13 protein-coding genes are annotated in these 14,751 nt (G+C 34.0%); 3 read left to right on the forward strand and 10 right to left on the reverse strand.

What is annotated here, in order from left to right:
- Positions 1–276 precede the first annotated feature (276 nt).
- From trxA to NMY3_RS15140, 6 genes are all read right to left on the reverse strand, one after another.
- Positions 277–672, reverse strand: coding sequence for a thioredoxin (trxA, locus tag NMY3_RS15115; RefSeq protein WP_196816637.1), 396 nt, complete (start codon positions 670–672; stop codon positions 277–279).
- A 274-nt stretch (positions 673–946) separates the two neighbouring features.
- On the reverse strand, positions 947–2,122 hold the full coding sequence (locus tag NMY3_RS15120; protein ID WP_196816638.1) for a hypothetical protein: 1,176 nt from the start codon (positions 2,120–2,122) through the stop codon (positions 947–949).
- A 411-nt stretch (positions 2,123–2,533) separates the two neighbouring features.
- Positions 2,534–4,153, reverse strand: a complete 1,620-nt coding sequence (locus NMY3_RS15125) for a cation diffusion facilitator family transporter (RefSeq protein WP_196816639.1) — start codon at positions 4,151–4,153, stop codon at positions 2,534–2,536.
- 268 nt (positions 4,154–4,421) lie between these two features.
- Positions 4,422–5,411: an NAD(P)-dependent oxidoreductase gene (locus NMY3_RS15130; RefSeq protein WP_196816640.1), complete on the reverse strand. Its 990-nt coding sequence runs from the start codon at positions 5,409–5,411 to the stop codon at positions 4,422–4,424.
- A gap of 108 nt (positions 5,412–5,519) precedes the next feature.
- On the reverse strand, positions 5,520–6,098 hold the full coding sequence (locus NMY3_RS15135; protein WP_196816641.1) for a hypothetical protein: 579 nt from the start codon (positions 6,096–6,098) through the stop codon (positions 5,520–5,522).
- Between the two features lie 144 nt (positions 6,099–6,242).
- Positions 6,243–6,503: a hypothetical protein gene (locus tag NMY3_RS15140; RefSeq protein ID WP_196816642.1), complete on the reverse strand. Its 261-nt coding sequence runs from the start codon at positions 6,501–6,503 to the stop codon at positions 6,243–6,245.
- Positions 6,504–6,755: 252 nt separating this feature from the next.
- Between NMY3_RS15140 and NMY3_RS15145 the strand changes: the two genes are divergently transcribed.
- Both NMY3_RS15145 and NMY3_RS15150 read left to right on the forward strand, forming a co-directional pair.
- The gene (locus tag NMY3_RS15145) at positions 6,756–7,562 is read left to right on the forward strand and encodes an alpha/beta fold hydrolase (RefSeq protein WP_196816643.1); all 807 of its coding nucleotides are present in this window, start codon (positions 6,756–6,758) and stop codon (positions 7,560–7,562) included.
- Between the two features lie 174 nt (positions 7,563–7,736).
- On the forward strand, positions 7,737–8,387 hold the full coding sequence (locus NMY3_RS15150) for a matrixin family metalloprotease (RefSeq protein ID WP_196816644.1): 651 nt from the start codon (positions 7,737–7,739) through the stop codon (positions 8,385–8,387).
- 708 nt (positions 8,388–9,095) lie between these two features.
- Here NMY3_RS15150 and NMY3_RS15155 read toward each other — a convergent pair.
- Positions 9,096–11,072, reverse strand: a complete 1,977-nt coding sequence (locus tag NMY3_RS15155) for a hypothetical protein (RefSeq protein ID WP_196816645.1) — start codon at positions 11,070–11,072, stop codon at positions 9,096–9,098.
- A 592-nt stretch (positions 11,073–11,664) separates the two neighbouring features.
- Here NMY3_RS15155 and NMY3_RS15160 point away from each other — a divergent pair.
- Positions 11,665–12,021 carry a hypothetical protein gene (locus NMY3_RS15160; RefSeq protein WP_196816646.1) on the forward strand — a complete coding sequence of 119 codons (357 nt, stop codon included), beginning with the start codon at positions 11,665–11,667 and terminating at the stop codon, positions 12,019–12,021.
- A 561-nt stretch (positions 12,022–12,582) separates the two neighbouring features.
- Here the strand turns inward: NMY3_RS15160 and NMY3_RS15165 are convergent.
- The 3 genes from NMY3_RS15165 to NMY3_RS15170 all read right to left on the reverse strand — a co-directional run bounded on the left by NMY3_RS15165 (position 12,583) and on the right by NMY3_RS15170 (position 14,520).
- Positions 12,583–13,083: an ester cyclase gene (locus tag NMY3_RS15165; protein WP_196816647.1), complete on the reverse strand. Its 501-nt coding sequence runs from the start codon at positions 13,081–13,083 to the stop codon at positions 12,583–12,585.
- Positions 13,084–13,613: 530 nt separating this feature from the next.
- Positions 13,614–13,748 (reverse strand): hypothetical protein, encoded by a 135-nt coding sequence (locus NMY3_RS16935; protein ID WP_257719990.1) that lies wholly within the window; start codon positions 13,746–13,748, stop codon positions 13,614–13,616.
- Positions 13,732–14,520, reverse strand: a complete 789-nt coding sequence (locus NMY3_RS15170; protein WP_196816648.1) for a sensor histidine kinase — start codon at positions 14,518–14,520, stop codon at positions 13,732–13,734. Before NMY3_RS15170 ends, NMY3_RS16935 begins: the two co-directional genes overlap by 17 nt.
- Positions 14,521–14,751: the final 231 nt, after the last annotated feature.

The following is a 14,751-nucleotide window of genomic DNA, read 5'->3' on the forward strand; positions in this document are numbered from 1 at the left end:
TCCCTCAATCGAATTTTGTAAATTCTACCACCTTGATCACGTAAAATGGGAACTGCTTTCACTTTTTAGATATATGAAGCTAATTGTTCCGTCTAAACCAATCTTAATAGAAAATGATACAAGGCAATGCCTACGAACCATCACCCCTTATGAATCATTATGGACTAGAGATCAGAATAAGTCAAATGCCAATAAAAGACACTAAAAGTAGCAACTACAAATCAGCAAAAACTGTTGAGAATGATCATGAAAGAGTAACTACTCTGCAAATCGTATCTAAAAATAACGAGATATTGTAGAAATCAGTTGCTGCTTTGGCACTGCGCCCATAAGTCCATCTATTGCTTCTCCGTTCTTGAATATGATCAAAGTAGGAATACTTTGAATCCCGAAAATGTTTGCTACTGTAGGATTTTCATCAACATTTAGTTTACCAAACACTGCTTTTCCTCTTAATTCGATGGCCAATTGGTCAATTAAAGGAGATACCAATTTACAAGGGCCACACCAAGGAGCCCAGAAATCAACTACTAAGAGTGGATATTTTCTACTAGTTTCATCAAAATTATAATCAGTTAACGTAATTGGGCCACTGATATCATTATTATGATTACTGGTTGTTGTAAGATTATTGTCAATTTGTTCTTTATACTTTTTCAATTTTTTTTCCATTATCTTGGCAAGATCCTCGTCCCAATTTTTCATAATTTAGTATATCTTGTGAGAGTCACAATAATAAAGGTTCATTAAATACTAGGATTTTGTATTCGTTCATCTACCTGTGTTGACTTGGTTATTCTCATTTCAGATTTTATCCCTTTGAATCAGCTAATTTTGGTCAAAAGAAATGCAAAAGGTAATTTCATTTTAACATCAACGAATTCATCTAAGCCGGTACAAAATATTACCTTTTGAAATCCACTAATGCACATGATCTTATATAGTGCTAAAGGAGGTTAATTGTTGATTCTATTGGAAAGTGATCGCTATACCCAGTTAGAATTGTTCTTCCCGGAGACAACTCTTCAAGATCTCCGTTTGGCTTAATTCGCTGATATTCAAATCTCATAGGACTTTGCCCATATGAGGGGTGAATTTTGTTTCGATCTCGGGTATCGAAAAATTCATAAGAGAGATTTCGATCTAACTGAATTTTTTTGTTTATATGAATTTTATTTAAATCTATTTTCAGATCTTGTTCACCATTCAGTAATCCACGAGAGACAATGAATTGATCAAATAAATCGTATCCACCATCATAGAAAATAGTCCCATCTGGTATGAGTGACCACATGCAATTAAAAAGATATCCTTGATAAAATAGATAATTGTGTTTATCAGTTTGTTTATTCGAGGGCCATCTTTTTTGGATCGGGTGTTCGAATATTTCATCCCAATTCATTAACTTCCGTTTATCAGGTGTAGCACGTAAATAGCTCAAAATACTTCTATCATACGGATTGTCATTAAAATCACCCATAAGTAAAATATTCTTATTCCATCTATCATTCAACAGTGAGAGTGATTTTTCATCATATTTCAAATCCCAAGGAAGATCCTGCAATTCATTCTGGTTTATTTTCAAGATGTCCTCAACAGCACGTGCACAATTTTCGGCAACTGCAATTCTAAGAGGTTCAGTTTCGAATCGTCCCCCAGACCGTGAAGGCCAATGATTAACAATTAAATTTAGTTCTGCATTATTTGATAATACAGTTAAATTAACAACCAAAACATCTCTTGTTGGATATCTTAGTTGTGTGCTGTAACCCTTAACGGTATTAAGTCTAAATAGTTTTTTTGAGTATAACAAGCATGTGTCAATTCCTCGAATATCTGGGCTATTAAGATATTGTGCAATTGAATATTCTTTTTCAGCTCGTAGTTTATCTATTAAATTAAGGGCTAATTTTTCACTCTCAATTTCACAAAGACCGATTATATCTGGTCCCTGATTATCATGCAGAGAATTTATTACATGAGCCAGATTTTCAATTTTCTTGCTCTTTACTACATTATTCCATCCCCTGTCGGGAGTAAATTCAATAGTAGATCCTATTGATGTGGGAAGAGTATCAAATAAGTTGTTAACATTCCAAAAACTCACGTAAAATTCATTCATATTAGGCAGATTAAATCATAGGGGTTAATAGTTTTTTCATTTTTATGGATTAACCAACCTTAGTATAGTGATCTCTTTTTTAGAAAAGCAATAATCAAATTACGCTGACTCCTTAAAATAATGGAAGGTAAAAACACATTACTGTTTTTCCACTTGAAGTAAATTTACATACCAACTTTATCGTAGTAAAACAAAATGTTAGTAACAAGGATGATTAACTGTGCTTGAATCTAAAGAGAGTAATCGCTTTTTGAAAGATATCTTAAAATTTAATTTAACAAGAACAATAAAGTCTTTCGACCTGTATTTCTAATTTAAAGGTCTAAATTATCCAAAAAGTAGAAAAACCAGGGACTAAAATAGAGGATCGCTGAATAGCAAATTCTCAATTAAATCGTGAAAGATTTATCCCTAGGCAGGCTCTGCATGGACAATTACTCGCGCAGCATTCGTATTCTCCAGTAGAAGATTTTGAACCTGAGTAGAAATATCATGGGCTTTTTCCACCGATAGACTATCGTCAGGATTAGAAGAAGAGGAAGGGATTGAATCAGATGATCTGTCTTGAGATTTAATTGACAGAGGATTTATTTTAATGGTCAAAGTAATATGAAGTTCATTTTTTACATAAACAAGGGAAATTTCATCACAATCAGAAACCCCTTCTATAGAGAGCGCCATTTTCTTTATTCGTTCCAAGAAAGTCTGATCAGCCATCTCTTCACGTCCAACAGATGATTCTATATCCAAATCTGTTTCAATATGAGTAGTGATCCGCTTAATATTTTGAACCTCTTCCTTTATTTTCTTTTCAAAATCATCAACAACTCCATGGGCTATCTTGAAACTTAATTTATCATCCATCTGAACATCAAGATAAAGATGCAAAAGCTGCAAAGAATTTTCGCCAGTTTCATTGTTCTTGGATCTATCACTCGTTTCATTTACTACAATATTTGAAAGGTAAATTGAATGAACATTTTTTATCGAGGGAAAATCTTCGGAAATAAGTCTTATTTTATCTTTTATAGTTTCTGTTAGGTAATCTTCTACCGCATCTACATGTACAACAACATCAGAATTTGGTAGTATTTCATTCTTAATCTTGTACTCTACACTAGTAGCTATTCTATGTGCCTTATCGTGGGTGAATATTCTTGGAACTTCAATGTGTAAATCTACAAAAGTATCTTTTCCCACTTTTCTTACCCTGATGCTATGAGCCTTTTTTATTCCTTCAAAACCCGTTATAGATTCATGTATTTGTCCCTGAATACCTTTTGGTGCCTTATCCAATAACACGTCTAGAGTTCGCCTGCCAAGTCCTAAAGAGGTATATACGATAAGACCGGCAACCGTGATTGCAGAATAGGCATCAGCATTAGGAATACCAAGAAAATATACAATTGCTAGTCCAACAAGTACTACAAAAGAAGTAAGCATATCAACTCGGAAGTGTAATGCATCTGCCTCGATAGCCTGACTACCATATTTACCAGCAACCTTGTATAGAGCCCTAGATCGGCCATAATCAACCACTATTGATACGATCAAGATTCCAAAAGAAAAAACAGTAATTTCAGGTACTACTTGTTTGAAGAAGATCCGTTCCAACCCTTCGTAAAAGATCCAGCCCGCTACGATGAAAAGAAGCAAAACAGCTCCTAAACTTGTAAGACTTTCAAATTTTGCATATCCATAATTATGTTCAGGATCAGGTGGTTTCCTTGATATTCTAATTGCATATAATGTCATCAAGGCAGCTAAAACATCCAAACCAGAATGCATTCCTTCAGAAAGCAGTCCAAGACTATTGGTATAAATTGCAATGATGAACTTCGAAACGGTAAGTGAGGCCGAAGCGATAATAGATGTTATAGCAATTTGAATTTTTTCGTTATATGCTAATTGGTTGAGTAACGCTTGATCTATGGTTTCAGATGATTTTTTTTCAGGTACATTATTAATCTTAAACCTTTTGAATTTATCAAAGAATGAATCCTCACTATCTCTCTCCTTGCTATCTACCACAAATACAAATGAATAAAATATTGAGGTATATAATGGATATGAAAAATTTGTTTTACCTAAAAATTACGAATGCGTTTTAATAAAATTTAGACCTAAAGAAAATAGATATATGATGATCGATGAAAATATTGACAAAAAAGTGTACAGCAATTCTTGGTTCAGTTCTTTATATAATTGGAGTCAGGTCATCCACAACATTACCATGACACAAAGAAGGAAGTAATTTGAAATAAGCTATCTTTTTTTTGAATCCAAGTATGGCTTTTTGTTAGAGACTATCATTTACTTTGTTAACCAATGTCAGTGGAAGTTGTCCTCGCAATACTCTTTCAATATTGATAAATATGATATCTGTTATAGAATCAATTGCCTCATGGGTCCATCCAGCTATATGCGGTGTCAAGAGAAAATTATCTAGCTTTAGCAATTCATCCTTTGAGTCTACTGGTTCCTTCCAAAATACATCAAATGCGGCTCCGGCAATATTCCCTTCCTTTAAAGATTTTAGCAACGCATCTTTGTTTACCACTTGAGCTCTGGCCGCATTAATTAGATAAGCAGATTGTTTCATCAATTTCAATTCGTCACTTCCTATCATGTTTTCAGTTTCCCTATTTAATGGAACATGGATAGATGTTATGTCTGCTCGCTGAATGACTTCAGTGAGCTTGTCTACACCGTACAAATTATCTACAAAATATTTCTTATCTCCACCCTCAGTCTTTGTGAAAGGATGTTTCGTTACAGCAATAACTTTCATCCCGAAAGCTTTGGCCCGTTTAGCTACTTCTATTCCTGTAACCCCCAGTCCAATTATTAATAATGTCTTTCCTAGTAATTCTGATCCCATTCTATCTTGTTGTCTTCTAACAAACGAACTAGTATTTGCTTGAGAGTTGAACAAGTTTATTTTTATATTCTTAACCAAATAAAGCATTAACAAGAAGGTATGTTCTGCAACAGAAATTGCATTAGCCATAGGAACATTTGCTACGTAAATACCCTTCCTAGAGCAATAGTCAATGTCGATACCGTCCACTCCGATACCAGATTGTTGAACTAATTTAAGTTGGGGACAGGAATCAATGAATGACTTGTCTATTTTATCAAAACTGTTAATCAGTATATCAGAATCTTGAATTTGCGGTATAATTGATTCATCATAATCAATAAATTCTATACGTATGTTGGACTTTTCTGCCTTTCTTGCTATTTGCTGTTTAAACTCCAGATTTTGGATCATTGCTTTAATTTTCAAGGTATATCATTATCTATTTTCCATGTTTTTATTTATCTTTAATATGTTTCTGGGATAAGTGTAAATTGGGTCAAAATTCGGGAAAAGAAATGTAAAAGACTGTGATAGTTATCTACAAGTTATCAGAACTTTGAAGTGATTAGTATTACCAGTAGATAATTCGGTATATATGACGGTCTTAAGGGTGCCACAAGTCATAGAGCCCAAATCAAATGAAGTACCACTCAACTGTAATCCTGGAAAATGACACAAGGTATTCTTTGTGTCCAAATTGCCCTTAAATGTATACGAAATACCATTTGCTTTCCCGCTTATAATATGACCACTTTTTTCTCCAGTAGATCCTTTGATAGAAATTGTTCCGGACCATTTACCATTCTTCTTGTCAGCAGTAACTTTGAAATAGCCGGGGGAGATTATGACTCCCTTTTGTCCGGTTGCACAATTATAAATGGATTGTTGAGTATTTTTTGCCTGTACGTGAGTTATTGATCCTTTGTTACTTGATGAAGACTTCATCGTAGAAGATGAAGTGTCAGACACCGTATTCGGATTAGCATTATCACTAAAATCAGTTATCGTTTCAGTAGCTTGTACAGATCCAAAAAACATCAAACTCGGTGCCATAAATACACCTGTAATAAGTGTTAAAACTATAAACAAACCTTTTGAAATTGGTTTAGACATTCATAGTATTCAATTTATTGTTATACTTAAGTGATATGCTAATTCTCCCCTATGTAAGAAAACAATTCAGGATCCTGTTAAGAATTTAAAAGATTGTCTAGTAATTAACATCAAATTATTTAAAGTCTGTGTTTCTAATATCTGTTAGCCGGTGTACTTTAGTACTCTGGGTTTTGTATAATTGCCTATATCATACCCCATTTCTCTAAAATATTTTAGGGTTAATTTATAAACTATTTCATCATGATCTACAATTTCTAGTATGTGTTTCCATGAAATTTCTTCATTATCATGAATTTCGCCAGACAGTTTTGTAACAAGATCCCGAGCTTCTGCTTTGCAGTCCTCAAACGTCTTTCCATTCTTATAAGCTCTATTTCTTGGATCACAATTCGCATTATTCAAATGATAACTTATTAATCAATTTGCAAATATATAACATTATTTCAGCTTTCAAGATAAGAGGATTTCTTTGAAAAATATAAAGTTAAGAAGGGACAAATTAACAAAGAATCAGTTTCTTGTAAATTAATACATTAATCATTTAGAAAAACAACACGTTACATTGGATTTTACAAAATTCATTGAAAAGTAGATAAATCAAGAGAGTACGTAATGATATTCTTATTTATTGTTGATGTTTTCTAATTCTTATAATTGTACATAAATGTTGAAGGAATTAACGTAAAGTATGACGAATTTGGAAAAAGCAATGAGAAAATTGTTCTATTCCTGCACGGTTTAGGATCTTCATCCTTAACATGGCGGGATATTCCCGAAGCACTCTCAAAGCATTTTCATACCATAGCATTGGACCTAGTCGGGTTTGGATTGACCGATAAACCTCATGAAAATTATACTATAGATTATTTCTGTAAATTTCTAGATAAATTTTTGAGTAAAATGGGAGTAGAAAGTACCGAGAAGTTGAATGTTATAGGACATTCATTGGGTGGATACATAGCTTTAGAATACTCGATCAGAAACAAAACTAGAATCAATAAATTGATATTATTTAATTCTTCGGGTCTCTTGGGCAAGCCCACGCCTTTACTTTGTGACTATTTGAATGCTGTGCTGACCATAGATCCTGTTTTGAGGTACAATAATCTTAAAAATGTGTTTGAAAAGCTGTTAGCAGATCGAATCAGACTCCTTCCGATTGTCGTAGACATTTTTGTTTCAATAATCGATATGCCTGGTGCAAAGCATGCGTTTGAATCCGCATTTGAAAATAGTACCTCAACGACATTGGATTTGAACACGATTGATACGATTAAAGAAATTCCTTGTCTTATTATTTGGGGAGAAAAAGACAGACTAATTCCAGTAACATTTGCAGAAAAATTTAGGGAAATATTAGAAAACGCAACAATATTGATAATGAAAGACGCTGGACATTCACCGTTTATCGAAAAGCCTGCGATTGTTTATCAAACATTATTGGATTTTCTTGTTACCTAATAATAGTATTAGATATTGCAAATTTAGAGAATTGTTTGGAATATTGGAGATGAAGAAATGATATAAAAATATACTGTAAATTTATTATGCTAAAATGTAGTAGAAGATAAAACTGTTACTAGAATTTAATTAAAAGATATGTTAAATACCCCAAATACAAAGTTATAGTATAATATGAACAGTTCTACCAGATTATTGCTCCTATCTTTTATGATTATAGTTCTGTTTACTACCATTAGTATTAATCATTTATCGTTTGTGAGGGGGGATGATGATGATGATGATAACGATTTCTCTGATAAAGATGTAATTCAAATTTGTTGCACATGGGGTTACGAATTAGCCGATGGCCTTTTAACATATTCGATAGAAACTGACGATGACGACGATGATCTCAAGGAAGCGGTAAGAAATGCAGTTGACTCTTGGAATGAGGCTCTGACTGGAATTACTTTGATTGAAACAGATGACAATGAAGATATCAAGATTTCTTTCAAAAATGATGGAAAAAGAATAGCTGGAAAAACTGTAAACTATTTTGACCAGTTTGGATTCATAAGACAATCTCATATAACAGTATCAGAAGAATCATACGATCGTGATTTTAGTTCCTCACAAATCGAGCAAATCACATTGCATGAGTTGGGTCATGTACTTGGTCTTGATCACGCCAACTTCAGAGGAAATCTAATGACTGAAAGAGTAGATATTGGCAGCCCGACAATCTCATCTTGTGAAATAGAAGCTGTGCATATAGCCAACGCCTGGAGGATAAATGGCGGAGACACGATGTATTTACCAAGAGAAAACTATATGGAATGTTAGAAACAAGAAAAAATCTATTAGCTTAAAATAGTCATCATAATTTTTTGGTCCAAATTAATTTTCCAATGCAGCTGAAAAACAAAAAAAGCGGATGTAGTTTCATTTAAATGCTATCTCAGATAGTTGCGCAGAACCAAATACAGTTATTTTAATTATGAATCAATTATCTTAAAAGAACTTTAAATAAATTTGCAAATTTATCAAAAAGAAACAACTTTGTTCTCTAGAATCAATGTATTTAATAATATCTTAAACTCATGTTATATGTGAATATTCTTCAAAAAAAATACAAGTGTGAAAAAGATGGAGAGAAGTTTGATACTTATGAGAAATATATTGAACATGGTAGAAAAGTACACCATAAAGTAGTTTTAAAATGTAATAAATGTGGTAAACAGTTCGTTAGTGAAAAAGACAGATTACATCACGTTCAAGCACGTTGTAAAGATAAAAAAGACTAATCCAATTTTCATATTTGTTTACTTTTTTTATTAAATATTCCTAGCAACATAGAATATGAAATTTTTTAGTCTAACGTAACTTTATCAAAACCAATAGTTTGATAGGAAAACATAAGAAATTAAAAAATTAAATATTCTATATTTTGGGAAGTCTTTGTCTTTTGAAATGTTTTAAGAATTTAGAAATTAAATTTATGAATATTTTTTAAAAATTTTAGTAAAAATATTTAAGAAAATTGGGGATGGATTAGTTGTTATCTTCGCCATCTTCACCGTTGTCGCCATCTTCACCGTTGTCGCCATCTTCACCGTTGTCGCCATCTTCACCGTTGTCGCCATCTTCACCGTTGTCGCCATCAGATTGTCCAGATGATGCTGATTGTTTTTCGTTGTCGCCATTACTGCTGCCATCGTTGTCTCCGCTCTTGTCATTGTTACTGTCAGATTCTGTTGATGTTGATTTGGAATCGCTGCTGTCAGAATCGCTGTCGCTGCTGCCTTCATTAGATGGTGCGGATCTTGCAGATTGTGTTTGGGCGCCATCATTATTGTTGTCGCCGCTATCATCATCTTCTTCCTCACTACCTGATCCTTGAGATTGACCGATTCCTTGGTTTGCAGAGTTGCCACCGCCACCGTTGCCGCCACTTTGACCTGCTACGTTATCGCCAAAGTTTTGTTGGTTTTGTAAGTTGACATTGTTTCCTGAGCCTATTGAATCTCCACCAGAAACTACAAGGCTTCTTTGGTTTGAGGATTGTTCTTGGCCAATTGCTTGGTTTGCAGAGTTGCCGCTACCTTTACCGTTGCCGCCACTTTGACCTGCTACGTTATCGCCAAAGTTTTGTTGGTTTTGTAAGTTGAGGTTATTTCCAGATAGAATGGAATCTCCACCAGAAACTACAAGGCTTCTTTGGTTTGAGGATTGTTCTTGGCCAATTGCTTGGTTTGCAGAGTTGCCGCTGTATTTACCGTTGCCGCCACTTTGACCTATTGTGTTGTCGCCAAAGTTTTGTTGGTTTTGTAAGTTTGCATTATTACAAGATACAGTAGCATCTTCTCCTGAAACACATAATGCATTTTGGTTAGAGGATTGTGATTGACCGATTCCTTGGTTTGCAGAGTTGCCGCTACCTTTACCGTTGCCGCCACTTTGACCTGCTGTGTTGTCGCCAAAGTTTTGTTGGTTTTGGGCACTCAAGTTATTGCAGGATGCAGCTATACTCCCTCCAGCAACACATAATGCATTTTGGTTAGAGGATTGTGATTGACCGATTCCTTGGTTTGCAGAGTTGCCGCTACCTTTACCGTTGCCGCCACTTTGACCTGCTGTGTTGTCGCCAAAGTTTTGTTGGTTTTGGGCACTCAAGTTATTGCAGGACACATCTATATCTCCGCCAGCAACACATAATGCATTTTGGTTAGAGGATTGTGATTGACCGATTCCTTGGTTTGCAGAGTTGCCGCTACCTTTACCGTCGCCTCCTATTTGACCTGCTACGTTATCGCCAAAGTTTTGTTGGTTTTGTAAGTTTGCATTATTACAAGATAGAGCTACATCCTCACCAGCAACACATAATGCATTTTGGTTAGAGGATTGTGATTGACCGATTCCTTGGTTTGCAGAGTTGCCGCTACCTTTACCGTCGCCTCCTATTTGACCTGCTACATTGTTTCCTTCATTTTCTTGGTTTTGTAAGTTGAGGTTATTTCCAGATAGAATGGAATCTTCACCAGAAACTACCAAGGTTCCTTGATTAGAGGATTGTTCTTGGCCAATTGCTTGGTCGATAGAGTTGCCGCTGTATTTACCGTCGCCTCCTATTTGACCTGCTACATTGTTTCCTTCATTTTCTTGGTTTTGTAAGTTGAGGTTATTACAGGCTATAAAAGTGCCATCGCCGCTTACACAAACTGCAACTTGACCTGAGGATTGTTCTTGGCCAATTGCTTGGTCGATAGAGTTGCCGCTGTATTTACCGTCGCCTCCTATTTGACCTGCTACATTGTTTCCTTCATTTTCTTGGTTTTGTAAGTTCAAGTTGTTACAAGATATAAAAGTGTCAATTCCTGACAAACAAATTCCGAGCTGAGTAGCACCCTGTATTTGTTCTATGGATTGTGATGCCTCATTTTGCGCATATATATTACTTGGAGCAGCCATTAAAGCCGGTGCCAAAGTTAACATAATGAATATTGGTAGTATAGTTAGTAGGTATTTCATTATAGTGTTCTTCTATGTTAATTTTCAATATTTAAACTTTATTCAAATTAACCGCAATAATGTTCAATAACAATCATTGATAAAATTTTTCTAATATTATGTTAGATAACATATGTACCTTTTGTATATCGTATATCATTGATTTATCAATTGTTATGGTTATATGCCACATTTCCTGCACGGGACTATCACTGCTGTCAATATAGAAGTATTATTACTTTGCAATTTGTTGACATATCCTCATAGCATACTGTAAAATGCTATTGTTAACGGTCAATATCTAAACAGCTAAACTACCAATAGCATCCCCTCGAGAAGGAACTATTGCCCTAAAAGAATTTAAAGAATTATTAGAAGATCATATTTCACCGCCGTACTATGGATGCGAGACCAAAAGATACTTCATTACAAGAAATTATCTGGAAATCTAGATTCTTAAGAATTCTTCAAAGTTGTAAAATTTCCCTCTCTTTCTTAATATACACATGTGCATACGTTAGTAATTAGTTATTAAGGATAACCCTATCAATAAATTATGAGAAAATATAAAAGATCTCATGAACAAGATATTCAGAATCATATGAAACGCATCATGAATTCAAAATCGACAATTGTATTTTTATTAGCGGTAGCACTTGGAGCATCATCTTTTCTGGGTAATAATTATAACGTAGCGATAGCTCAAACATTTTCGGTGCCCAACCCTCAATCATATTCGACCGGTAATATTGGAAATGTAACTAGTGAGGAAAGTGATACCTTTTTCCAGTTAGATGATGCAGTGCAAACTACGCAGACATTGATCAATGAAACGCAGTCCGCGATTATCAATAACAATATTACAGAAGCGATGAATTTACTAAACCAAGCATACAGTGAAACGGTTCAAATACAAAATAACGCTAATAATTTGATATGGGACTCACCTTCATCAAATGAAGGTGCCTAGATAATTCTCGGATCAAAAATAATCATTTTTTTGCTCAAGTTAATGCTAGATTTTTCTATTATTAATTTATAAGCACAGCGGTTTTGCTTTTTTGAATTAGAATTATCTTTTTCTAGTTGTATACTATAGTAGAAAAAATATACCTAAATACATTCATAATAACATAATACTACCATTAAATAGTAATCTCTTATGAATAGCCCCATGAATATTTAGAAAGGATCCTTAATTAATTACCCATCTAAAGAAACATAGGTCGTCTAGATGAATACGGGTGATTAATCAATATATTTCAGTAGTAGTAATAAAAATGATAACTTTATAATGAATTCTCACTTTGCATTGTATGTTGTCAAAGATTCCAAATCTTAGCCACTATCTTGTATAACATAAGGAAACAATGCAATATCATAAATAGGAATTTGAGTATGGGATCAAACCTTCTTTTTAAATATGGAAAACTAAATTGGTTACATTGTTCGACGGTCGAAGGTCTAAACGATCCTCCAAGACCAAAATACCAAGATTTAGGAATTCAAATAATGGGCGATAATGAATTAACTAATTATTGCATAAATCCAGTATTCGCCTTGCTTGTTGAATCCCTGTAACAGGCATATTTTTTTCCTGAATTAGTCCTATTTGAACTAGGACAGAAGCTTGATCCCAGTATATGTGCTCATGAGCAATTTTAGATCCTGCAAATTTCATAATAACTACATGAGGTATCTCCACATATTTTCCGGTAGGTTCCACCCCAGGTAACATATATTCAATTTCTCTATCATGAGTAAAGCTAATTATGATTTCATCTACTACCTGATCTTTACCTACCGTCCTTGATATAGGTATTATTTTTATATCTTTAGGCATTTTTCCAACAAAGCTATTTTTATAAAAGCTATATACTTCGTCATATCCATAACCACCAGCCAAAGTCGGCACATGATGAACATAGGGTTCATCGGTCATAGTAGTCATAGTTGCTTCGACATCCTCTTTGTCGAATTCATATTCTATATGTTTATCAAATATTTTACCTAGTTTTTCAGGACCGGTCATACTAGTTAGGGCATTCCATTGCTTAAAGATTTGTCTGTTTGAAATCTAAATCACGTGCAGGCTATTTGGATATTTGAAATAAATTGGGTCCAGGTGGATAAATTTTGGAAGGATGTACGTTTAGAGAATTCCCTTAATACTAATCAAGCTCTAGTCATTCATCACCATTGGGTATCCTGACCTGACTTAATGTTTACATATGATAGATGATAACCAATACCATGACAATGTTTGCGTGTCCAAAATGTGGAGAATCGTACATTGCTACACCCCCAGACTCGGACCACAAAAAGTCAACAAAATACCCTGATAGAGATACAATTCCAACAAGTGTTGAATGCAAAATGTGCGGAAATTTAAATACGATTTACTGGAAATCAATTCAATAATTTTTTTGTCTATTTACAGGCCATTAATTCCTTTTACGAGTAACGCCATAGATACGCTAAAGAATGTGTTTGAATAACCATCGCATTTTATCTCTATCCCCCCATAATTAAATAATAAACTATTCAATAATGATCATATAACTATTTTACAATTGGACTAATTTGAGTTACTACTGGTAAAGTAAATGCGAATGTTGCCCCCTTATCCTCATTATTGTTTTTAGTCCATATTTTCCCCCCGTGAGCTTCTATAATATTTTTACAAATATATTCCAAGACCAGTTCCTGATGGAGAACCTGTTATGAATTTATTAAATAACTTTGGCAATATCTCCTTATCGATTCCTGGACCAGAGTCACTAATCTTGACAAACACCATGTTGTAAGTCCTTTTGACAACTATAGTAATACTCCCTTTTTTAGTAAACTTTAATGCGTTGATCAAGATATTTGATAATACTTGAATTATTCGATTCTTATCGGCATAGACAAATAGATTTACAATTTTTTGTTTCTCAAACTGAATATCCAAATCGATATCTTTACCATCATTCTCCAATTTCATGCTAATATTATTTCTGTTTGCTTGACTAGAATAATCACTTATCAGGGTAGTCATCAATCCTAACAAATCAAATATTTCCAAATCCAAATCCAATGAACGGCTTTCAATTCTCGCAACATCTAGAATTTCTTCAGAAAGTTTCTGAAGTCTTTTTGAATTCTTTATGATTATTTCTATATGGTCCTTGTATTCTTCTATTTCTCCCTCCCTCTTAGCCAGGAAGATTGAAAGTGCAAGTATGGGTTGAATTGGTGTACGTAATTCATGAGCTGCGACGTTAATGAACTCATCCTTTATTTTTATTTTTTCTGATTCTTTGATCTTTTCATACTGATCTTGTATCAACTCATTCCTCTCCCTGAGATTAATTGTATATCTTATTCCAGATATAGTAAGAGCAATAATATTAACGAAGTACCCCACATCCTTAAGTACGTGAGCTAAATTATGTGCTGTGTCAAAGGATTGAGTGGAGTAAGACATAATAATTTGTGAAAAAATATCTACTAATAAGTAAATAAGTATTCCCTAATAAATAACATCTTTTTTCAAGTAAAGTCGTTTCTTATAAAAGAAAATTAATGCCATGGTAAACAAAATTAAAGGAGGGATTTCGTATGGCCTATGCAAGTAATAATCGTCTAAAACACTTGCTGGAAAAACTATGAAGAAAGAGACTGTTGCGATAATTCCTGCAAAGATTCCCAAGAAAAT

This window comes from Candidatus Nitrosocosmicus oleophilus, from assembly GCF_000802205.1.
Classification (GTDB): domain Archaea; phylum Thermoproteota; class Nitrososphaeria; order Nitrososphaerales; family Nitrososphaeraceae; genus Nitrosocosmicus; species Nitrosocosmicus oleophilus.

Coding starts and splice junctions, on each gene's coding strand:
- trxA (WP_196816637.1), bottom strand. CDS start 672: ATGGAAAAAAAATTGAAAAAGTATAAAGAACAAATTGACAATAATCTT.
- NMY3_RS15120 (WP_196816638.1), bottom strand. CDS start 2,122: ATGAATGAATTTTACGTGAGTTTTTGGAATGTTAACAACTTATTTGAT.
- NMY3_RS15135 (WP_196816641.1), bottom strand. CDS start 6,098: ATGTCTAAACCAATTTCAAAAGGTTTGTTTATAGTTTTAACACTTATT.
- NMY3_RS15150 (WP_196816644.1), top strand. CDS start 7,737: ATGAACAGTTCTACCAGATTATTGCTCCTATCTTTTATGATTATAGTT.
- NMY3_RS15155 (WP_196816645.1), bottom strand. CDS start 11,072: ATGAAATACCTACTAACTATACTACCAATATTCATTATGTTAACTTTG.
- NMY3_RS15160 (WP_196816646.1), top strand. CDS start 11,665: ATGAATTCAAAATCGACAATTGTATTTTTATTAGCGGTAGCACTTGGA.
- NMY3_RS15165 (WP_196816647.1), bottom strand. CDS start 13,083: ATGACCGGTCCTGAAAAACTAGGTAAAATATTTGATAAACATATAGAA.
- NMY3_RS15170 (WP_196816648.1), bottom strand. CDS start 14,520: ATGTCTTACTCCACTCAATCCTTTGACACAGCACATAATTTAGCTCAC.